Raw genomic sequence first — 20,443 nt, forward strand, 5'->3', positions numbered from 1 at the left:
GGACACCGGCGTCGTTTTCGACGCGGTGGCGATGCCGTGGAACCCGCAGCGGTTGGTGGGATGGTGGCCTGGCCTCACATCCGGAGAAGTCCTTGCCGCGTCGGCCGCGCGCTCGAGCAGACGCTCGGGTCCGCCGACATCACCCATGGGCCCAGCCCACCACTCGCCGTGGCCCGTCGGCGCGGCTCGCCGCTGCCGGTCGATTTCCGGGCCCCTCGCTGCAGCGACCGCGTGCGCGCGACACTGGGTATCGCGCGGCTCCACCAGAGCGGCAGCGGGCAGATGCTCAGATGGCGGGGGCGCCCCAGGGATTCCGGCCTCGTACACGAATCCACGAACCTGCCAGCCGCGATCGCAGAAACCTGCGGTGCCGCTTGTTGCACGGGTGTTGATGTGCCCATGCCGTTGTGCGCAAACTCTTGCCGCAGTCGAACTTCCACCCTCCGACTCCCCATCCGAGAGTGCGCTTGCATGTTCCTCGACCTGGACGGCGACGGGCCGCAGTATGCCCAGCTGACCCGCGCGCTGAAGGGCGCCATCCTCGATGGTCGCATGACCGCCGGCTCGCGCCTGCCGCCCACGCGCGAGCTGGCGCAGGAGCTCGAGGTGTCGCGCACCACCGTGCTCGCCGCCTACGAGCAGCTGCGTGCGGAGGGCTTCATCAACGGTCGCGTCGGTTCCGGCAGCTACGTGGCGCGCCTGCAGATCGCACCGGCGCTGCAGCCCGCCGACGGCGAGACCCCGCCGCCCGCCTCGCGCTACGCGGAACGCGCCCGCGGACTGCGGAACCGCGGCATCGCAGGCATGCATTCCGGCCTGCGCTACGACCTGCTGTATGGCGATCCGGTGACCAATCCCGCGCTGAATGCCGCCTGGGGCCGCGAGCTGGCGCGCGCGGCCGCCTACTCGTCGCTCAAGGTGACCGGCTCGTGGGGCCTGCCGGCCCTGCGCCAGCAGATCTGCGACTACCTGGCGCGCCGGCGCGGCGTGCAGGCGCACCCGGAGAACCTGCTGATCGTCACCGGCACTCAGCAAGCCTACGCGCTGTGCGCGCGCGTGCTGCTCGACGAAGGCGACACCGTGGTACTGGAAGAACCGCACTACTTCGGAGCCCACCACGTCCTTGACGCGCACGGCGCGAACTTCCATCCGGTGCGCACCGACGACGACGGCCTGGTCTGCGATGAGCTGCCGGACGCGCCGCCGAAACTGATCAGCGTGACCCCCTCGCACCAGTTCCCCACGGGGGCGGTGATGTCGCTGCCGCGAAGGCTCGAACTGTTGCGCTACGCCGCCAGCAAGCGCTGCTGGATCGTCGAGGACGACTACGACGGCGAACTCCGCTACGACGGCCATCCACTGGCCGCGCTGCGCTCGCTCGACGAAAGCGACCGCGTGATCTACGTGGGCACCTTCTCCAAGACCTTGTTCGGCGCGCTGCGCCTCGGCTACATGGTGCTGCCCGCGGCACTGCGCAACGATTTCAGCACCGCCAAATACCTGAGCGACATGTCATCCCCCGGCATCGAGCAGGCGGCGCTGGCGCACTTCATGGAAAGCGGCGGCTTCGAACGGCATCTGCGCCACGCGCGCAAGGAGCTCAAGGCGCGGCGCGAGGCGCTGATCGAAGGCCTGCGCCGCCACGCCGGCGAACGCGTGCAGATCGTGCATTCGCCGGCCGGCATGCACGTGGTGGCGTGGCTGAACGACTACGACCACGTTCGCGCCGCGGCGCTGATCACCCATGCCCACGGCCGCGGGCTGGGCCTGCACCCGATAGCGCCGCATTACTTCACGCCACCGTCCCGGCCCGGCTTGCTGCTCGGTTACTGCAACCTCTCGACCACCGAGCTGCGCGAGGCGATGCAGCTGTTCGGCGAGTGCCTGGCCGCAGTCCCGGCCGCCACGGGCTGAGCGATTCGACCGGCCAGGCCGACCGGTTCCGTTGGCGATGGAGTGCCTCGGCCCTTGCCCATGCCGTGTCGCGGATGCCACGCCGTTCCGCAATGACGCCTTCCCAGGCAACTGCAGGGGCGCTGTGCCACTGCGGATTTCCGCACCGGCATGGCAAGACGTGATGCTTGTGTCCCGAGCTTCCGGGCTTCTGCTGGCGGCGACCATCGCCATCGAACGGGCAGAGTCGACGCCGTACCGGTGCGGTCGCGCCGGGCCTCCTGAAGTAAGCTTGGGCGAGCCCACGACCCGCCCCGCGCCATGAACACACGCCCCGCGATCAGCCCCGAACTGCGCGAATGGATCCTCGCCACCAGCCGCGCCGGCCACGGCCCGCAGGACGTGCTGGAACTGATGCGGGCGCATGGCTACGAACCGCAGCAGAGCCGCGCCATCGTGGCGGAGGTGCTGCAGCTGCCGCCGGCTGCACTGCATGCGGATGCCGCCGCGCCGCCGGGACGCCGCACGAAGCATCCCGAAGGGCCGCTGGCCGCGGCGGGCGACCGCGAGGTCAAGGTCGCGCTGAGCATGGACCGGCCCGCACTGCGCGTACTCGAAGGGCTGCTGACGGACGAAGAATGCGAGGAGTTGATCGGGCTGGCCCGACCGCGGCTGGCGCGCGCGCTCACCGTGAACGCGACCGGTGGCCACCAAGTGGACCATCGGCGCACCAGCGTGGGCATGTTCTTCAAGCTGGGCGAGCTGCCACCGGTGGCGCGGCTGGAACAGCGCATCGCCGACCTGCTCGACGTTCCGGTGAGCCACGGCGAAGGCCTGCAGATCCTGCATTACCTGCCGGGCCAGGAATACCAGCCGCATTACGACTGGTTCGATCCCGGCCAGCCCGGCTACGCCACGATCACCGCGCGCGGCGGCCAGCGCATCGCCAGCGTGGTGATGTACCTCAACACGCCGGAGGCAGGCGGCGGCACTACCTTTCCCGAAGTCGGCCTCACCGTCACCGCGCTGCGCGGTTCGGCCGTCTATTTCGCCTACGAGGGCGGCGACGCCAGTTCCCTGCACGCCGGCCTGCCGGTGCAGCGCGGCGAGAAGTGGATCGCCACCAAGTGGCTGCGCGAGCGGCCGTACTGAACCGGCAGCGCGGCAGCTCCCTCCGCGGATGGCGCGGGCCCTGTGCATGAAGGCTGTTGGCCCTGATCGCCGCGCCAGAACCATCGCACACAGCGTGCAGTTCCGCGGGGCGATACCGGACGGACGGCCATTCCTCGCCGGCGTTCAGCCTCGGCTGCTGCATCGCAGCAGCCAGTGGCGTATCCTTGCGGGCTTTCTTCCTCCGAAATCGCGCAAGGACATCCCCATGGGTCTGCACCTGGTTCCCGCCGGCCGCAACGTGCCGGACGAAATCAACGTCATCATCGAAATCCCCAAGGATGCCGAGCCGGTCAAGTACGAGGTGGACAAGGACTCGGGCGCGATCTTCGTGGACCGCATCCTCTCCACGCCGATGCGCTACCCGTGCAACTACGGCTACGTGCCGGGCACGCTGGGCGGCGACGGCGATCCGCTGGACGTGCTGGTGATCCTGCCGCTGCCGTTGACCGTGGGCTCGGTGATCCGCTGCCAGCCGGTCGGCATGCTGAAGATGACCGACGAGGCCGGCAGCGACGAGAAGCTGCTGGCGATCCCCTCGCCCAAGGTGTTCCCCGGTTACGCCCACATCAGCGACATCAAGGGCGTTTCGCCGCACTGGCTGGAACGCATCGGCCACTTCTTCGAGCACTACAAGGATCTGGAGAAGGGCAAGTGGGTGAAGGTGGAAGGCTGGGAAGGCGCCGATGCGGCGAAGGCCGAGATCATCGCCGGCGTCGCGCGCTACAAGGCTTCCAAGGCCTGAACCCGTCGGACCGACGGCGCGTTGCCGCGAGGCGACGCGCCGTTTCCTTTGCGCGCTTCAGCAACGACGCGCGGGCCGACTGCGCCGCGCGGCCGCCTCAATCGGCAGCGCTCGGCGCTCCCACGGCGGCGGATCGCCCAGCTTCTCGACCAGGAAATCCGTGAACGCGCGTACCCGGGGCGGCATCAATCGCCGCTGCGGCGTCACCGCCCAGATACCGCTCTCGGGCAGTGTGTGATCCGGCAGTAGCGCTTCCAGTTGTCCCTTGGCCAGCGCCTCGTGCACATGCCACAGCGAGTGCACGGCAATGCCCTGCCCGGCCAGCGCCGCATCGCGCACCGCCTCGCCCAGCGTGGTTTCGAACCGCCCCTGCACGCGCACCGCGTGCTCATGCCCACGACGGTCGATGAAACGCCAGACATTCTGACCCGACAGCAGCACGCATTCGTGCCGCGCCAGATCGGCAGGGGTGCGCGGACGGCCGTGCCGGCGCAGGTAGTCGGGCGAGGCGCACAGCACGCGCCGGTTCGCGGCCAGCTTGCGCGCGACCAGGCTGGAGTCGTTTAACGCACCGATCCGGATGGCAAGGTCATAACCCGCACCGACCACGTCCACCATCTCGTCGCTGAGATGCGCGAACAGGCGCAGCTTCGGATGACGCGCGAGGAACTCGGGCAGCAACGGCGAGATGTAATCGCGACCGAACGCGGCCGACATCGTCACGCGCAAGGTACCGGATACGCTGCCAGCACTCAGGCGCAGGCCGGCGGTCAGCGCATCCAGGTCCTCGACCAGGGGGCGACCCTGTTCGGCCAGCAGCCGGCCTTCCGGCGTGGGATGCAGGCGCCGCGTGGTCCGCTGCAGCAATCGCACGCCCAGCCCGCGCTCCAGCCGCTGCAGGCGCTGGCTGGCTACCGCCGCCGAGATGTCCAGGCTGCGTGCTGCGGCGCTGATCGAACCCTGGTCCAGCACGCGCAGGAACAGGGCGAGGTCGTCCAGATGATCCATGGCTTTCAACAGAAAATTGAAAATGAATCTCCATGTTGATGGTTTTTGTTGAGAGTGCAAGCGCCTAGGCTGCGCACTCCCTCCAAGGAGCATCCGCATGGATCCCGCCCCCGCACGCACGCCGCCCGCCTTGTACGCACTGGCCGTCGGCGCCTTCGGCATCGGCACCACCGAGTTCGTGATCATGGGCCTGCTGCAGCAGGTGTCCGCCGATCTCGGCGTGGGCATCGCCACCGCCGGCCTGCTGATCTCGGGCTACGCCATCGGCGTATTCGCCGGCGCACCAGCCATCACCATCGCGACGCGCCGCCTGCCGCGCAAGACGGTACTGCTGGGCTTGATGGCCGTCTTCACCCTCGGCAATCTGGCCTGCGCGCTGGCCGAAAGCTATGCCGCGCTGATGGCCGCGCGAGTGCTGACCTCGCTGGCGCACGGTACCTTCTTCGGGGTGGGCGCGGTGGTAGCCACGTCGCTGGTACCGGAGCGGCGCAAGGCTTCGGCGATTGCCACGATGTTCAATGGTCTTGCCCTCGCCACCCTAATCGGCGTACCGGCCTGCGCGTGGCTGGGCCTGCACTTCGGCTGGCGTGCGGCGTTCTGGGCGGTGACCGCAATCGGCATGCTGGCGATGCTGGCGCTGGCCGTGCTGGTGCCACCCAGGCAGGGCGAAGCCGCGCCGGCGGCGCTGGACAAGGAGCTGCGCGCGATCGCGGGCACGCCGGTGCTGCTCGGCCTGGCCACCACGGTGTTCGGCTTCGCCGGCGTGTTCGTGGTCTACACCTACATCGAGCCGTTGCTCACCCGCGTCACCGGCTTCGGCGATGCGATGGTCTCGCCGGTGCTGCTGGTGTTCGGCCTGGGCATGGCGATCGGCAATCCGCTCGGCGGACGACTGGCCGACCACCGACTGTCCGGCGCACTGATCGGCACGTTGGTCGCGCTGGCCGCGGTGCTGGTGGCGTTCGGTTTCGCACTGCAGGCGCGGTGGTCGATGGTGCTGGTCACCGGCCTGCTGGGCGTGGCGATGTTCGCCACCGTAGCGCCGCTGCAGTTATGGATTCTGCGCCAGGCCAGCGACGCTCCGAGCCTGGCCTCCAGCCTCAACATTGGCGCGTTCAACCTGGCCAACGCGCTGGGCGCATGGCTGGGCAGCGCGGTGATCGCGCACGGCGCCGGGCTGACCGCACTGCCCTGGGCGGCCGCGCTGGTAACGGCCGGCGGCATCGCGCTGGCGGCGTATGCGTTGCGCGGCCACCGCGCCGCCCGGGCAGGCATGGCCTGCCAGCAGGCCTGAATTTCCCGCGAATCACGGAGCTTTGTCATGGATTACCGTTTCCTCGGCCGTTCCGGCTTCAAGGTACCCGCGCTGGGTTTCGGCACCGGGACCTTTGGCGGCAAGGGGCCGCTGTTCAGTGCATGGGGCAGCAGCGGCAACGCCGAGGCGAAGCGACTGGTCGATCTCTGCCTCGATGCTGGTGCCAACCTGTTCGACAGCGCGGATGTCTATTCGGACGGCGCAGCGGAGGAAATCCTCGGCACCGCGCTGAGAGGTCGCCGCGACCAGGCGATCATTTCCACCAAGCTGACCTTGCGCGCGGGCGACGGCCCGAACGACGTGGGCGCCTCGCGCCACCATCTGGTCGCCGGCGTCGAGCGGACGCTGAAGCGGCTCGGCACCGACTGGATCGACTTGCTGCAGCTGCACCATTTCGACGCGATGACGCCGGTGGACGAGGTGATGTCCACGCTGGACGATCTGGTGCGCGCGGGCAAGGTCCGCTACCTCGGCGTGTCGAACTTTTCCGGTTGGCAGATCATGAAGTCGCAGGCTGCCGCCGAACGCCACGGACGCACGCGCCTCGTGGCCAACCAAGCCTACTACTCGCTGATCGGGCGCGACTACGAGTGGGATCTGATGCCCGTCGGCCAGGACCAGGGCCTGGGCGCCATTCTGTGGAGCCCGCTGGGTTGGGGTCGGCTCACCGGCAGGATCCATCGTGGTCAGCCCCTGCCGTCCGGCAGCCGCCTGCACGACACCGCCGGCTTCGCGCCGCCCGTGGACGAAGTGCGCCTGTTCCGCGTGCTGGATGCGCTGGAAGCCATCGCCGCGGAGACCAGCCACACGGTGCCGCAGGTGGCCATTAACTGGCTGCTGCAACGCCCTACCGTGTCCAGCGTATTGATCGGCGCCCGCAACGAGCGGCAGCTCGTCGACAACCTGGGCGCCGTCGGCTGGAATCTCGCACCCGCGCAAGTGGCCATGCTCGACGCCGCCAGCGCGGTCATGCCGCCCTATCCCTACTACCCTTACTGGAACGGTCCTTTCGCCGAGCGCAACCCGCCGCCGGTGGCCGCCCTGCCCGCCCCCACGGAGTCGAACCCATGAAAGCCGTCGCCCTCACCCACTACCTGCCTGTCGACGACCCCGCGTCGCTGCTCGACGTGGAATTGCCGAGGCCCGAACCCGGCGCGCACGACCTGCTGGTGCGCGTGGAGGCCGTGTCGGTGAACCCGGTCGACACCAAGCTGCGCTCGCCGAAGCCGCAGGTGGAAGCGCAGCCGAAGGTGCTGGGCTACGACGCCGCCGGCACGGTCGAGGCCGCAGGCGCCGAGGTGCAGGGTTTCCGCCCCGGCGACCGCGTGTACTACGCCGGCGACGTCACCCGCCCTGGAAGCAACGCCGAGTTCCAGCTCGTCGACGCGCGGCTGGCGGCGGCGATGCCGCGCACGCTGGACTTCGCCCAGGCCGCCGCGTTGCCGCTGGTGGCGCTCACCGCGTGGGAGCTGCTGTTCCAGCGCATGCCGTTCGACAGCGAGCAGGGCGGCAAGGGCAGATCGCTGCTGGTGATCGCCGGCGCCGGCGGCGTGGGCTCGATCGCGACCCAGCTCGCCAGGCGCGCGGGTTTCACGGTGATCGCCACCGCCTCGCGTCCCGAGACCGCGGACTGGTGTCGAACGATGGGCGCGCAGCACGTCGTGAACCACCGCGAGCCGCTGGCGCCGCAGCTCGCCGCGCTGGGCTTTCCGCAGATCGACGCCGTGCTGAACCTGGCCGACACCGATCGCTACTGGGACACGCTGGGCGAAGTGCTGGCGCCCCAGGGCCACGTGGGCTTGATCGTGGAGCCGAAGGGCGCGCTGAAGATCGGCGACCCGTACAAGGCCAAGTGCATCGGCATCCACTGGGAGATGATGTTCGCGCGTGCGCGCTTCAGAACGCCGGACATGGCCGAGCAGGGCCGCATCCTGGCGCGCGTGGCGGCGCTGGTCGATGCGGGCGAATTGAAGGGTATCCAGCACGAGGCATTGGGCCCGATCAATGCGGCCAACCTGCGCGAGGCGCATCGCCGGCTGGAGTCGGGCACCAGCATCGGCAAGCTGGTGCTGGCCGGCTGGTGAGGCGGCGCGGGCGGCGCTTGGCAGGCCCGCTGCGGCGAGCTGGGCCCGGCACACTCAGCGGCGCTTGTGCCCGCCCTTCTTCGCCGCGGCACGGTCGCCGTTCGCGGGCGCGGACCTGGCCGGCTCGCCCTTCTTGCCCAGCTGCTCCAGCAAGGTGTTCATGTCCTCGGCGTGCTCCTCCTCCATCGCGAGGATGCCTTCCAGCACGCGGCGCGTGGTGGGGTCGGCGCTGCCCACGTAGTCGATCATCTCGCGGTAGCTGTCGATCGCGATGCGCTCGGCGACCAGGTCTTCCTTGATCATGTCGACGATGTCCTCGCCCTCCACGTAGTCGGCGTGGCTGCGGGTGGCCAGGCCCTCGGGCGAGAGATTCGGCTTGCCGTCGAGCTGGGTGATGCGCTCGGCGATCAGGTCCGCATGGCCTTGCTCCTCGTTCGCGTGCTGCAGGAATTCCGCCTTGATCGCCTGCGAGTGGATGCCCGACGCCATGTAGTAGTGGTACTTGTAGCGCAGCACGCAGACGATCTCGGTGGCCAGCGCGTGGTTGAGCAGCTTCACCACGGTGGCGCGATCGGCCTTGTAGCCCGCGGTCATCGCACCTTTGTCGATGTCCTGGCGCGCGCGCTTGCGGATGGCTTCAATGTCGCTGACGAAGGGCTTGGCTTTGGACATGACTGGCTCCTGCGGTCGTTTGCTGCGGGCATGGCTCTCCAGCCTATGCAGGCCCATGAAAAAGCCAGGTGAAGGGACCTTCACCTGGCTTCACAGGCGCAACCACGATGCCGGCGTCAGGCCTTGCGGTACACCTCCGCGCCCTGCGCGCGGAACTCGGCGGCCTTCTCGGCCATGCCTTCGGCCAGCGCCTCGGCTTCGCCGGTGCCGTGCTCGGCGGCGTAGTCGCGCACGTCCTGGGTGATCTTCATCGAGCAGAACTTGGGGCCGCACATCGAGCAGAAGTGCGCGCTCTTGTGCGCGTCCTTGGGCAGGGTCTCGTCGTGGAACTCCTTGGCCTTCTCCGGGTCGAGGCCGAGGTTGAACTGGTCGTCCCAGCGGAACTCGAAGCGCGCCTTGCTGAGCGCGTTGTCGCGCACTTGCGCGCCCGGGTGGCCCTTGGCTAGGTCGGCCGCGTGCGCGGCGATCTTGTAGGCGATGATGCCGTCGCGCACGTCCTGCTTGTTCGGCAGGCCGAGGTGCTCCTTGGGCGTGACGTAGCAGAGCATGGCGGTGCCGAACCAGCCGATCATCGCCGCGCCGATCGCGCTGGTGATGTGGTCGTAGCCGGGCGCGATGTCGGTGGTGAGCGGCCCCAGCGTGTAGAACGGCGCCTCTCCGCACTTCTCCAGCTGGCGGTCCATGTTCTCCTTGATCAGCTGCATCGGCACGTGGCCGGGGCCTTCGATCATGGTCTGCACGTCGTGCTTCCACGCGATCTGGGTGAGCTCGCCCAGCGTGTCCAGCTCGCCGAACTGCGCGGCGTCGTTGGCGTCGGCCACGCAACCGGGGCGCAGGCCGTCGCCGAGGCTGAAGGACACGTCGTAGGCCTTCATGATCTCGCAGATGTCCTCGAAGTGCGTGTAGAGGAAGTTCTCCTTGTGGTGCGCGAGGCACCACTTCGCCATGATCGAGCCGCCGCGCGAGACGATGCCGGTGACGCGCCTGGCGGTGAGCGGCACGAAGCGCAGCAGCACGCCGGCGTGGATGGTGAAGTAGTCCACGCCCTGCTCGGCCTGCTCGACCAGGGTGTCGCGGAACAGCTCCCAGGTGAGTTCCTCGGCCACGCCACCGACCTTCTCCAGCGCCTGGTAGATCGGCACCGTGCCGATCGGTACCGGCGAGTTGCGCAGGATCCACTCGCGCGTCTCGTGGATGTGCTTGCCGGTCGAAAGATCCATCACCGTGTCGCCGCCCCAGCGGATCGACCACACCATCTTCTCGACCTCTTCCGCGATCGACGAAGTGACGGCGGAATTGCCGATGTTCGCGTTGATCTTGGTGAGGAAGTTGCGGCCGATGATCATCGGCTCGCTTTCCGGGTGGTTGATGTTCGCGGGTATGATGGCGCGGCCGCGCGCCACTTCGTCGCGCACGAACTCCGGCGTGATCACGCGCGGGATCGCGGCGCCGAACGACTGGCCAGGATGCTGCACACGCAGCGCGCTGTCGCCCAGCGCCTCGACCCTCTGGTTTTCGCGGATCGCGATGAATTCCATCTCCGGCGTCACGATGCCGCGACGCGCGTAGTGCATCTGGGTGACGTTGGCGCCCGCCTTCGCGCGGCGTGGCACGGGCAGGCGCGGGAAGCGGATCGCGGCCAGTTCCGGCGCATGCGCGTGGCGGCGGCCGAACTCGGAGCTGCGGCCGTCCAGCGCCTCGGTGTCGCCGCGCCCGGCGATCCACTCCGAGCGCAACGCAGGCAGGCCGGCGGCCAGATCAACGCGGTAGTTCGGGTCGGTGTACGGACCCGAAGTGTCATAGACGGTTATCGCGGGGTTCTTCTCCACGCCGAACATCGCCGGCGTGTCGGCCTGCGCGATCTCGCGCAGCGGCACGCGCAGGTCGGCGCGGCTGCCCGTCACGTGGACCTTGCGCGAGCCTGGAATCGGCCGCGTCACGGCTTCGGAGAGTTCCTGCGCGGCGCGCGCGAGATCGGAGAGCTGGGCATTCATCGGCTGGTTTCCGGCTTGGCTTCGGAGTTTTTGAGGAATCCGCACACGGGCATGCGGTCTTGCGCGAGGGACTCGCGCGCGAAGCGGCGGCGCCGGACGCACGGCAAACGGGACACCGTGCGGCGAAGCTCCCTACACCGGTGCTAACCGGATCAGGTTCGAAGGGACTCTCTCAGCCGACCGTTGCGCCGGCACCCCCGCTTCTGGAGCGGCTATTCAAGCACGAAGTGGCGAGTGCCGCGAGTGCGGCGGCAGGCAGAACCTGTCGAGTGCTCTCAGCGCGGCCCGTAGGCGCGCAGGAAGGTGACCACGCCGGCGCGGGCGGTGGCCTCGATCTCGGCGGCGTAGCTCTCGCCGCAGTCCACGCAGCCGAACATGCGGCGCATGAACAGGTCGCCCTTGATCAGCGCGAAAAACTGCACGCAGGCGCGCGGCACGTCGTCGATCGCGAGCTGGCCGGCGTCAACCGCCTGCTGCAGCAGGCGTTCCATCAGGCCATGCGTGCGCAAGGTGCCTTCTTCCCACAGCAGGCGGCCGAAGCGCGGGTTGCCCTGGCGGCAGTCGCCAAGGATGGCGCGGAAAGTGCCCACGGTCTCCTGGTCGCAGTCGAGCCGGGCGTGGATCAGCGCCACGCGCAGCAGCGTCTGCTCGATCGGGGCCTGCGCGTCGTGGTCGTAGGTGTTCTCCGGCAGCAGATCCTCGATGCGCGCGCGGATCACCTCGCGGAACAGGTTGTCCTTGTCGCCGAAGTGGCTGTAAACGGTGAGCTTGGAGACGCCCGCCTCGGCGGCGATCGCGTCCATGCTGGTGCCGGCGAAGGCATTGCGGATGAACAGCGCCTTGGCCGCGGCGAGGATCGCCGCGCGTTTCTCAAGGTCTTTCGGTCGGCCCGGTCCCTGTGACCTGACCGGCGAGATGCTGCTCATGGCTAAGCCTTCCCAAATCGGTACATGGACTTTATTATACGCACTGGTTCAATTATTTCCAGTCGACGGGCAGGAGAGTGTCCGCGGACATCGCCCGGGACATGACTTACGTCAACGCATCGCGGTGACTTCCGGCACTTAGTGGCATGGCGTGGGGGCCGCAGTCTAGTCATTGTCGAGGCAAGGCCAAGCCCTTATCCTTTCAGGTCTTTTTTCGACACTCACGGAACCTGGCAGACATGGCGATGAACTTCGAGCAGGCGCGGACGAACATGGTGGAAAACCAGGTACGTCCCTGGGAAGTGCTGGACGGCCGCGTGCTGGACATGCTCGGCCGCGTGCGACGCGAGGATTTCGTGGCGCCCGGGCACCGCCAGCTCGCCTTCGCCGACCTCTGCCTGCCGCTCGGCCACGGCGAGGTGATGATGAAGCCGGTAGTGGAAGGCCGCGTGCTGCAGGCGCTGGACCTCCAGCCCGGCGAGCGCGTGCTGGAGATCGGCACGGGTTCAGGCTTCCTCACCGCCTGCCTCGCCGGGCTCGCGGCCGAGGTCGTCAGCGTCGATATCCATGCCGACTTCACCGCGGCCGCCGGCCAGCGCCTGCAGGCCGCCGGCGTGACGAACGCACAGCTGCACACCGGCGAAGCCGTGCGCGACTGGCAGCCGGACGGCCCGTTCGACGTCGTGGTCGCCACGGGCGCGGTGGCGGAGACGCCGGCGCGCTGGTTCGGTTGGCTGAGGCCGGGTGGCCGCCTGCTGGTCATCCGCGGCGAGTCGCCGGCGCAGCAGGCCGTGCTGATCGTCCACGAGGGCGAGGGTCGCCAGCGCGAGCAAAGCCTGTTCGAGACCGACCTGCCCTATCTTGCCCACGCCGCGCCGTCGCCGCGTTTCGTGTTCTGAACGCCCCACCGACCGACATCGACTTCCCCACGAGGCAACCCATGCGTTTGAAGCTGCTCACCCTGGCACTGGCCCTGGCGGCCGTCTCGTTGCCCAGCCATGGCGAAGACCTGCTCGACGCCTACCGTCAGGCACTGGCCAACGATCCGACGCTGGCCCAGGCCGATGCCACCCGCCTCGCCACCGGCGAAGGGGTCGACCAGGCGCGTGCGCTGCTGCTGCCGCAGGTCAGCGCTGGCCTTTCGCTGAGCCAGACCACCGGCGGCAGCGGCGGCCGCATCCAGGATCCGAACAACCCCGGCCAGTTCATCAGCACCAGCTCGTTCGGCCACAGCCGTACGCGCAGCCTCAGCGCCAACCTCAGCCAGACCGTGTTCGACTTCAGCAAATACGCAAACCTGAAGGCGGCCCACGCTTCGGCGAACGCCCAGGACGAGCTGTACCAGGCCGCGTTGCAGAACCTGTTCGTGCGCGTCACCACCGCCTATTTCACGGTGCTCACCGACGAGGACCAGCTCACCTACGCCAAGGCCAACGAGGACGCGTACAAGCAGCAGTACGACCAGTCCAACCAGCGCTACAAGGTCGGCTTGTCGGCGATCACCGACGTCTACCAGGCCAAGTCCTATTACGAGGCGGCCAAGGCGACGACGATCACCGCGCAAAACACCCTAGACAACGATCGCGAGGCGCTGAGCCAGATCACCGGCAAACCCACCGGCAACCTGAAGAAGCTGCGCGACGAGCTGCCGATGAATTCGCCCGACCCGGCGGACCCGGATGCCTGGGTCAAGCAGGCGCTGATCAACAACCCGAACCTGCTGGCCCAGAAGCAGAACGTGGCGGCAGCCGAGCACAACATCACCGCGGCGCGCGCCGGCCACCTGCCCACGATCACCGCCAACGTCAGCTACGGCAAGAGCGCGAGCTGGTACGAGAACGCGGCGATCCATTCCAACACGCCGTCGCAGACCACCATCGGGCTCACCCTCAACGTGCCGATCTTCTCCGGCGGCCTCACCCAGTCGCGCGTGCGCCAGTCGATCTACCAGCGCGACGCCGCGCAGGACTCGGAGGAGATCGAGCGCCGCCAGGTGAAGGCGAGCACGCTCAACTACTACCGCTCGGTGCTGGCCGGAGTGAGCCAGGTGCAGTCCAGCAAAGCCGCGGTGGAGTCGGCGCAGAAGGCGCTGGACGCCACCCGCGCAGGTTTCGAGGTCGGCACGCAGACGATGGTCAACGTGCTGCTGGCGATCCAGACCCTGACCCAGGCGGAAAGCAGCTACTCGCAGTCGCGCCATCAGCTGGTGCTGAACCGCCTGCTGCTGAAGCAGAGCGCCGGCACCGCCAGCCTCAGCGACATGCAGACCATCAACGCCCTGCTGCAGTAAGGCGGCAATCCCGCAGCGGAATGGAAACGGCAACGGCCGGGTAACGCCCGGCCGTTGCCGTTTCTGGAATACGTCACTGCTGCAGCTGTGCGTCGATCAGCTGCATCAAGCGCCCTACCGCGCCGCGCTCGCGCTCGAATACCCGCTGCGCGGCCCGCCCCATCGCCTGGCGGCTCGTGCCGTCGCACAGCAGACGCAGCACCGCCTCGCCCAGCGCGCCGCTGTCCGGCACGCGCAGTGCGCCGCCATCCTCGATCAGGCTGGCGGTGATCTCCTCGAAGTTGAAGGTGTGCGGCCCCACCAGCACCGGCGTGCCCAGCGCAGCCGGCTCCAGCACGTTGTGGCCGCCGATCGGCACCAGGCTGCCGCCGACGAAGGCCAGCCCCGCCGCGGCATAGAACGGCATCAGCTGGCCCATCGCATCGATCACGAACACCTGGTTCGACGGGGTGGGCGCACCATCCGCACTGTAAGTGCCCGTGGCGAAACCCAGGCTGCGCACCGCATGTTCCACCGGCCGGAAGCGCTCGGGGTGGCGCGGCGCGATCAGCAGCAGCGCGTCGGGCAGTCGCTTCAGCACCGCGAGGTGCGCCTCCAGCACGGACTGTTCCTCGCCCTCGTGGGTGCTGGCGGCGATCCACGCCGGCCGCCTCGACCCCCAGTGCTCGCGCAGGCGCGCGCCGGCCGCCGGCGCTTCCTGCGGCACCGGCATGTCGTACTTGAGGTTGCCGCCGACCACGATGCGCTCGGCCGGTGTGCCGATCAGGCGGTAGCGCGCGGCGTCCGCGTGGGATTGCGCAACCACCAGATCCACGCAACCCAGCGCGGCGCGCACCATGCCGCGCAGTGGCCGCGGCCGGTAGCCGCGCAGCGAGCGTTCGGACAGGCGCGCGTTGACGATCATCAGCGGGACGCCGCGGCGCCGGCAGGCGAAGAACAGGTTCGGCCAGATCTCGGTTTCCAGGATCAGCGCCAGCCGCGGCCGCACACCCCGAAGGAAGCGATTCACCGCATACGGCAGGTCGTAGGGCAGGTAGACGTGGAACACGCCGTCGCCGAACAGCTGCTGCACGCGTGCAGTGCCGGTGGGCGTCACCGTCGTCACCACCAGCGGCGCCCCGGGGTAGTCGCGCTGGAGCGCCTTGATCAGGGGCTCCGCCGCGTTCACCTCGCCCACCGATACCGCGTGCACCCACAGGCTGCCGCGCAGTTCCGGCGGCGTCTTGAAAAAACCGAAGCGCTCGGCCCAGCGCCAATAGTACGGTCGCGAGCGGAAACCGCGCAGCGCCAGCCGCAGGACGATCAACGGCGTCACCAGATACATCGCGAGGGTGTAGAGATAACGCAACGGCCGGCTCCGGAATCGGCGCTCGAGTATACGGGGCAAGCGGGGACGTCCATTACAATGCTGCCGATGTCCGGCACCCCCCTCCCCGATTTCCAGCGCGCCCTGCTCGCGCCGCGCCACTGGCCGGCCTGGCTGGCCGTGGGCGTGATCCGGGCGGTGGCGCGGCTGCCGTATCGCGCGCTGATGGCGCTGGGCCATGCCCTGGGCTGGTTGATCCAGCGCGTGCCGTCCGCACGGCGGACGGTGGCGGAAACCAATGTCGCCCTGTGCTTCCCCGAACTCGACCGCGCGGCGCAGGCTGCGCTGGTCGACGCCCATCTGCGCGATCTTGGCGTGATGCTGATGGAATTCGCGCTGGGCTGGCTGGGCTCGGAGCGCGCGATCGCCCGCGTGCCGCTGGTGATCGAAGGCATCGAGCATCTCGAGGCCGCCCGCGCGCAGGGCCGCGGCGTACTGCTGGTGGGCGGGCACTTCTCGCACCTGGAGCTGTGCGCGCGGCTGGTCTCGCGGCGCATCCGCATCGCCGGCATGTACCGCAAGATGGATTCCGCGGTGTTCGAGTGGGTGGTGCTGCGCGCGCGCCTCGGCTACGCCGACGCGATGTTCGACAAGGACGACATCCGCGGCACGGTGAAATACCTGCGCGCCGGCGGCACGCTGTGGTACGCGCCCGACCAGGACATGCGCAGCAAGGACAACGTGTTCGTGCCGTTCTTCGGCGTACCTGCCGCCACCATTACCGCCACGCACCACCTCGCGCGGCTGTCCGGCGCCGCGGTGATCCCGTTCTTCCATCGCCGCCTGCCCGGCGGCCGGGGCTATGCGCTGCGCCTGGGCGCACTGCTGGACGGCTTTCCCGGAGCCAGCGCAGGCGACGACACCGCGCGCATCAATGCCTGCATCGAGCAGATGGTGCGCGAGGCGCCCGAGCAATACCTGTGGGTACACAAGCGCTTCAAGACCCGCCCGCCCGGCCTGCCGCCGGTGTACTGAACACACAGCAGCGTCACCATGCCCATCCCCATCCTGATGTACCACAACATCGCACCGGCACCGCGCGAACTGAAACGCTGGCGCAGCCTGTACGTGCACCCGCGCTCGTTCGGGCGACAGATGGCGCTGCTGAAGCGGCTCGGCTATGCCGGCCTGTCGATGGACGAGGCGATGCCGTACCTGCGCGGCGAGCGGCAGGGCCGCGTCGTGGCGATCACGCTGGACGACGGCTACGCCGACAACCTGGAAAACGCGCTGCCGGTGCTGCAGCGCCACGGCTTCAGCGCCACCTGCTATGCGGTGAGTGGTGCGCTGGGCCGCTACAACGACTGGGACGACGCCAAGCTCGGCGTGCGCAAGCCGATGATGGATGCGAACCAGTTGCGCGCCTGGCATGCCGGCGGCATGGAGGTGGGTGCGCACACGCGCACGCATCCGCGTCTCAGCCAATGCAACAACGCGCAGTTGCGCGACGAGACCGCCGGCAACAAGGCCGAGCTGGAGGACCTGCTCGGCGTCCCGGTGACGCAGTTCTGCTACCCCTACGGCGACCACGACGAGCGCGTGGTGGACGCCACGCGCGAAGCCGGCTACGCCGCGGCGACCACGATCCGGCGCGGCCGCGCGCAAGCGGGCGGCGACCTGTGGCGACTGCCGCGCGTGGCGGTGGCGCGCAGCCACGTCCTGCCGCAGTTCACCTGGCGCGCGCTCACCGGCTACGAGGACCGGCACGGATGAAATTCCTGCTTGTCGGCACGACCCGCGAGCGCGGCGGCGCCGAGGTCCATTTCGTCACCCTCGCCCAGGCGCTGGCGGCCGCCGGCCACGAGGTCGAAGCGGTGGTGTATCCGGGCGCCCCGGTGGCGCTGGCGCTGGCGGGCTCGGCGGTACGCCTGCACGCTGGCCGCTTCCGCAACGTGTTCGACCCGCGCGGGTATCGCGTGGTGATCGCAGCGGCGCGGCGACTCAAGCCAGACTGGCTGGTGGGCGATTTCGGCAAGGAGTACTGGCCACTGATCCTGCTCGGCCGCCTGCTGCGCATTCCGGTCGCACTGTTCCGCCACCGCATCAAGCCGATGAAGGGATATTCCGCGCGGCTGGTGCCGCGTCTCGCGCAACGCTTCTTCGCGGTGTCCGGGTATGCCCGCCGCGACTACATCGAGCGCGGCATGCCCGCGCAACGCGTGCAGGTGCTGTACAACCCGGTGGATACCGGCTCATACCGCCCTGACCGGATACAGCGCGCGGCGCTGCTGCACGTGCTGGGGCTGGAGGAGAACGCGATCGTGCTCGGCTACATCGGGCGCATGCTTACCTGGAAAGGCATCTTCACCCTGCTCGAGGCGGCGAATGCGGCCATGGCACGCGAGCCGCGCCTGCACTGCCTTTGGCTGGGCGACGGCGCCGACACGCAACAGCTGCAGGAGCGGATCAACACGCTGCCGCTGGCCCACCGTCACCAGGTGCTCGGCTGGGTCGACGATGCGCACTCGTACTACAACGCCTTGTCCATGCTGGCCCTCCCATCGCTCGAACCGGAGACGTTCGGCCGGGTCTCGGCGGAAGCGCAGGCCTGCAACGTGCCGGTGCTGGTCAGCAATGTCGGCGGCATTCCCGAAACCTTGCAGCCGGGCGTCACCGGCCTGCTGCTGCCCCCGGGCGATGTCGACGCCTGGCGCGATGCCATCCTCGCGCTGTGCGACGACGCCACGCGCCTGCCGATGGCGGACGCCGCGCGTGATTTCGTCGAGCGGCACTTCAGCACGCCGGTGATCGCCGCGGAGTTCGTGCGCCAGCTCGATGAGGCAAGTCGCTGATCCAGCCGTCGGTGCCTTGCGATCGTCCGTGATCGCGAAAACCAGACAGGCGGCCTTCCATGGCCGCGCCCTTCAATGTCGCCGCCGCGCCTCGTGCAGCTTGGCGTATTTCAGGAACACGTAGTTGGCGCCGACCACGCTGGCGATGAAGCCCGCCCAGCCGTTGAGGAAGTAGCGCTTGAACAGGTACTGGCGCAGGAAGAACACCGGCGGGTAGACCACCATGCGCAGCCCGGTGAACCGCTGCCGGCGGCGCAGCTTGTGCGCCACCAGCGCGCTGCTGTAGCGATTGATGCGATCGATGCGGCTGGCGATGTCGGGGTCGCTGTCATTGATGAAGTCGGCGCGCCACAGCGTCTTCACGGGGCCGTCCACTTCCATCGCCGAATGGACTTCCACGTCGTTCATGCGGCCCCGGCGACGGTCGTACAGGCGCAGGTGCGCATTGCGCCAGCTCCACGAATGCTGCACGGCCCAGAACATGCGCTCGCGGCGCGGCAGGCGGAAGCCCGCGTATTTCGGCTGCATCAATGCGCGCTCGATCACCGCGCGGCTGGCCGGCGAGAGCACCTCGTCCGCATCGAGGTTGAGGATCCAGTCGTGGCTGGCCATGTCGATCGCACGCTGCTTCTGCGGGCCGAACTCGTCGAACGGGTGCATGGCCACGCGCGCGCCGTGACGCCGCGCGATCGCCAGCGTGTCGTCGGTGGAGCCCGAATCCAGCACCACGATCTCGTCGGCCCAGTCCACGCCAGCAAGGCAGGCATCCAGCGTGCCCGCGTTGTTTAGGGTGATCACCACCACCGACAGCATCTCACGCTTCATCGTGCACATCCCGGGGGCAAGGGCTTCGTTGAGGAGTCCGGCACGGAGGCCGGGCTTTGCACTGCCGGCAGGGATGCCCGCACAAACAGGCTGGCGCACCACAGCCCCAGCAGCCATGCGAACAGCAGCCCCCACCAGGCCGAATAGAAGGCCAGATGCGTGTTCAGCGGGAACAGCATCACGCCCAGCGCCAGCGTGGCGGGGAACGCGCGTTCGCGCGCCGCCGGACCCACGCGCCGCCATGCGCGCCACGCCACCGCCACACCGGCCAGCCACAGCGCGAGGCCGACGCCGCCGGTCTCGGTGAGGATCTCCAGCACGATCTGGTGCGCGTGGCAGGCGCCCTCGCCCTGGCCACAGGACTCGGCCACCACGAAGTGATCGTTCGCCGGCGCGAACTGTGGATAGGCGTAGCGGAACGCGCGTACGCCCACCCCGTTCCACGGGTGAGCGGCGATCATCTTCAGGCTGTCGTGCCAGATCTCCAGCCTCCCAGTCAGCGCCTCGTCCAGCCCGCGGTGCGTACCGTGCAGCACGTCCAGCGTGCGCTGCATGCGCGCCTCGAAGCGGGAGGACGTGCGCCACGCAAGGCCGCCGGCCAGCGCCAATACCAGCGCGCCGAGCCCGCAGTACAGCGCGAAGCGGCGCCAGGAACGCGCCTCGCGCCAGGCGAAGGCCAGTGCCACCAGTCCGTAGCACAGCCACGCCGCACGCGATCCCGCAAGCAGCACCGGCCCCAGCAGCAGCAGGAAGGCGATGGCCAGCCCCGTGCGCCCCCAGCGCCGCCGGGCCGTCCACAGCGCGAATGGCGACAGCACCGCCAACGTCGGGCCGAGCTTGAGGTTCGTCGCGCCGAAGATGCCGGAGATGCGTTCGGCCTCCGCATGTCCACCGAGGCTCCAGCCGGTGAACGCCTGCGTCCATGCATCCAGCACCCACCACCCCAGCACGCAGGCCACCGCCACGTACAAGGCCCGCAGGCGGCGCTCGCCGCGGATCGCGAGGCAGGCATACAGGCCCAGCGGCAGGTAGCGCAGCAGCGCGGCCACCGTGCCCCAGCTCTTGCCGGGCGCCAGCGAATCAATGGCCGAGACCAGCGCCGCGCCGATGTAGGCCGCCAGCAGCCACAGCAACAGCCGCACGCCGGGTTGCCCGCGCCAGTCGCGCGGCCCGCGCACGACGAGCAGGATCGCCCCGACCAGGCAGAGGAAGGTGCCGAACTCGCTGCTGCGGCCGAAAGGCAGCAGCAGGATCACCAGCCAGAAGGGCAGCAGCGGCCAACGCAAGGCGGTCTTGAGTGAATCGATCGCGGAAGTCATGCGGGAGCCGTGGCGACGACGATCCCGCATTGTAGAGGGAGGAA

The 20,443-nt window shown here is 68.9% G+C and carries 18 protein-coding genes and 1 riboswitch; of the genes, 11 read left to right on the forward strand and 7 right to left on the reverse strand.

Annotated features, from left to right (window positions below):
- Nucleotides 1–471 precede the first annotated feature (471 nt).
- The 3 genes from pdxR (at nucleotide 472) to ppa (ending at nucleotide 3,808) form a co-directional block, all read left to right on the forward strand.
- Nucleotides 472–1,914, forward strand: a complete 1,443-nt coding sequence (gene pdxR, locus AC2EWF_RS06625; RefSeq protein WP_483638576.1) for a MocR-like pyridoxine biosynthesis transcription factor PdxR — start codon at nucleotides 472–474, stop codon at nucleotides 1,912–1,914.
- Between the two features lie 300 nt (nucleotides 1,915–2,214).
- Nucleotides 2,215–3,045 carry a 2OG-Fe(II) oxygenase gene (locus tag AC2EWF_RS06630; RefSeq protein ID WP_483638577.1) on the forward strand — a complete coding sequence of 277 codons (831 nt, stop codon included), beginning with the start codon at nucleotides 2,215–2,217 and terminating at the stop codon, nucleotides 3,043–3,045.
- 226 nt (nucleotides 3,046–3,271) lie between these two features.
- A complete protein-coding gene (gene ppa / locus AC2EWF_RS06635) occupies nucleotides 3,272–3,808 on the forward strand; it encodes an inorganic diphosphatase (protein ID WP_483638578.1) in 537 nt (178 codons plus the stop codon).
- A gap of 57 nt (nucleotides 3,809–3,865) precedes the next feature.
- Here the strand turns inward: ppa and AC2EWF_RS06640 are convergent, their stop codons facing one another.
- Entirely contained in the window at nucleotides 3,866–4,816 is a 951-nt protein-coding gene (locus AC2EWF_RS06640; RefSeq protein ID WP_483638579.1) for a LysR family transcriptional regulator, read from the reverse strand.
- Between the two features lie 97 nt (nucleotides 4,817–4,913).
- Between AC2EWF_RS06640 and AC2EWF_RS06645 the strand changes: the two genes are divergently transcribed.
- The 3 genes from AC2EWF_RS06645 to AC2EWF_RS06655 are packed head-to-tail and all read left to right on the forward strand — an operon-like array spanning nucleotide 4,914 to nucleotide 8,215.
- On the forward strand, nucleotides 4,914–6,110 hold the full coding sequence (locus AC2EWF_RS06645) for an MFS transporter (RefSeq protein WP_483638580.1): 1,197 nt from the start codon (nucleotides 4,914–4,916) through the stop codon (nucleotides 6,108–6,110).
- Between the two features lie 27 nt (nucleotides 6,111–6,137).
- A complete protein-coding gene (locus AC2EWF_RS06650) occupies nucleotides 6,138–7,202 on the forward strand; it encodes an aldo/keto reductase (RefSeq protein ID WP_483638581.1) in 1,065 nt (354 codons plus the stop codon).
- Nucleotides 7,199–8,215 carry a zinc-binding alcohol dehydrogenase family protein gene (locus tag AC2EWF_RS06655; RefSeq protein WP_483638582.1) on the forward strand — a complete coding sequence of 339 codons (1,017 nt, stop codon included), beginning with the start codon at nucleotides 7,199–7,201 and terminating at the stop codon, nucleotides 8,213–8,215. Before AC2EWF_RS06650 ends, AC2EWF_RS06655 begins: the two co-directional genes overlap by 4 nt.
- A 54-nt stretch (nucleotides 8,216–8,269) precedes the next feature.
- On the opposite strand, the gene AC2EWF_RS06660 is transcribed toward AC2EWF_RS06655, so the two are convergent.
- The 3 genes from AC2EWF_RS06660 to AC2EWF_RS06670 form a co-directional block, all read right to left on the reverse strand.
- Nucleotides 8,270–8,887, reverse strand: coding sequence for a ferritin-like domain-containing protein (locus AC2EWF_RS06660; protein WP_483638583.1), 618 nt, complete (start codon nucleotides 8,885–8,887; stop codon nucleotides 8,270–8,272).
- Nucleotides 8,888–9,003: 116 nt separating this feature from the next.
- Complete coding sequence (gene thiC, locus AC2EWF_RS06665; RefSeq protein ID WP_483638584.1) at nucleotides 9,004–10,881, reverse strand: phosphomethylpyrimidine synthase ThiC; 1,878 nt, start codon at nucleotides 10,879–10,881, stop codon at nucleotides 9,004–9,006.
- A 112-nt stretch (nucleotides 10,882–10,993) separates the two neighbouring features.
- A riboswitch (TPP riboswitch) is annotated at nucleotides 10,994–11,090 on the reverse strand.
- Between the two features lie 66 nt (nucleotides 11,091–11,156).
- Nucleotides 11,157–11,807 (reverse strand): TetR/AcrR family transcriptional regulator, encoded by a 651-nt coding sequence (locus AC2EWF_RS06670; RefSeq protein WP_483638585.1) that lies wholly within the window; start codon nucleotides 11,805–11,807, stop codon nucleotides 11,157–11,159.
- 239 nt (nucleotides 11,808–12,046) lie between these two features.
- Between AC2EWF_RS06670 and AC2EWF_RS06675 the strand changes: the two genes are divergently transcribed.
- Nucleotides 12,047–12,706 carry a protein-L-isoaspartate O-methyltransferase family protein gene (locus AC2EWF_RS06675; RefSeq protein ID WP_483638586.1) on the forward strand — a complete coding sequence of 220 codons (660 nt, stop codon included), beginning with the start codon at nucleotides 12,047–12,049 and terminating at the stop codon, nucleotides 12,704–12,706.
- Nucleotides 12,707–12,747: 41 nt separating this feature from the next.
- Nucleotides 12,748–14,097 carry a TolC family outer membrane protein gene (locus AC2EWF_RS06680; protein WP_483638587.1) on the forward strand — a complete coding sequence of 450 codons (1,350 nt, stop codon included), beginning with the start codon at nucleotides 12,748–12,750 and terminating at the stop codon, nucleotides 14,095–14,097.
- 73 nt (nucleotides 14,098–14,170) lie between these two features.
- Here the strand turns inward: AC2EWF_RS06680 and waaA are convergent, their stop codons facing one another.
- A complete protein-coding gene (gene waaA, locus AC2EWF_RS06685) occupies nucleotides 14,171–15,445 on the reverse strand; it encodes a lipid IV(A) 3-deoxy-D-manno-octulosonic acid transferase (RefSeq protein ID WP_483638588.1) in 1,275 nt (424 codons plus the stop codon).
- Nucleotides 15,446–15,502: 57 nt separating this feature from the next.
- Between waaA and lpxL the strand changes: the two genes are divergently transcribed.
- The 3 genes from lpxL to AC2EWF_RS06700 are packed head-to-tail and all read left to right on the forward strand — an operon-like array spanning nucleotide 15,503 to nucleotide 18,255.
- Entirely contained in the window at nucleotides 15,503–16,438 is a 936-nt protein-coding gene (lpxL, locus tag AC2EWF_RS06690) for an LpxL/LpxP family Kdo(2)-lipid IV(A) lauroyl/palmitoleoyl acyltransferase (RefSeq protein ID WP_483638589.1), read from the forward strand.
- Between the two features lie 18 nt (nucleotides 16,439–16,456).
- The gene (locus AC2EWF_RS06695) at nucleotides 16,457–17,176 is read left to right on the forward strand and encodes a polysaccharide deacetylase family protein (protein ID WP_483638590.1); all 720 of its coding nucleotides are present in this window, start codon (nucleotides 16,457–16,459) and stop codon (nucleotides 17,174–17,176) included.
- The gene (locus AC2EWF_RS06700) at nucleotides 17,173–18,255 is read left to right on the forward strand and encodes a glycosyltransferase family 4 protein (protein WP_483638591.1); all 1,083 of its coding nucleotides are present in this window, start codon (nucleotides 17,173–17,175) and stop codon (nucleotides 18,253–18,255) included. Before AC2EWF_RS06695 ends, AC2EWF_RS06700 begins: the two co-directional genes overlap by 4 nt.
- A gap of 72 nt (nucleotides 18,256–18,327) precedes the next feature.
- On the opposite strand, the gene AC2EWF_RS06705 is transcribed toward AC2EWF_RS06700, so the two are convergent.
- Nucleotides 18,328–19,080, reverse strand: coding sequence for a glycosyltransferase family 2 protein (locus AC2EWF_RS06705; RefSeq protein WP_483638592.1), 753 nt, complete (start codon nucleotides 19,078–19,080; stop codon nucleotides 18,328–18,330).
- Nucleotides 19,077–20,399: an O-antigen ligase family protein gene (locus tag AC2EWF_RS06710; RefSeq protein ID WP_483638593.1), complete on the reverse strand. Its 1,323-nt coding sequence runs from the start codon at nucleotides 20,397–20,399 to the stop codon at nucleotides 19,077–19,079. Before AC2EWF_RS06710 ends, AC2EWF_RS06705 begins: the two co-directional genes overlap by 4 nt.
- Nucleotides 20,400–20,443 lie beyond the last annotated feature (44 nt).

Source organism: Rhodanobacter sp. sgz306013, assembly GCF_057031145.1.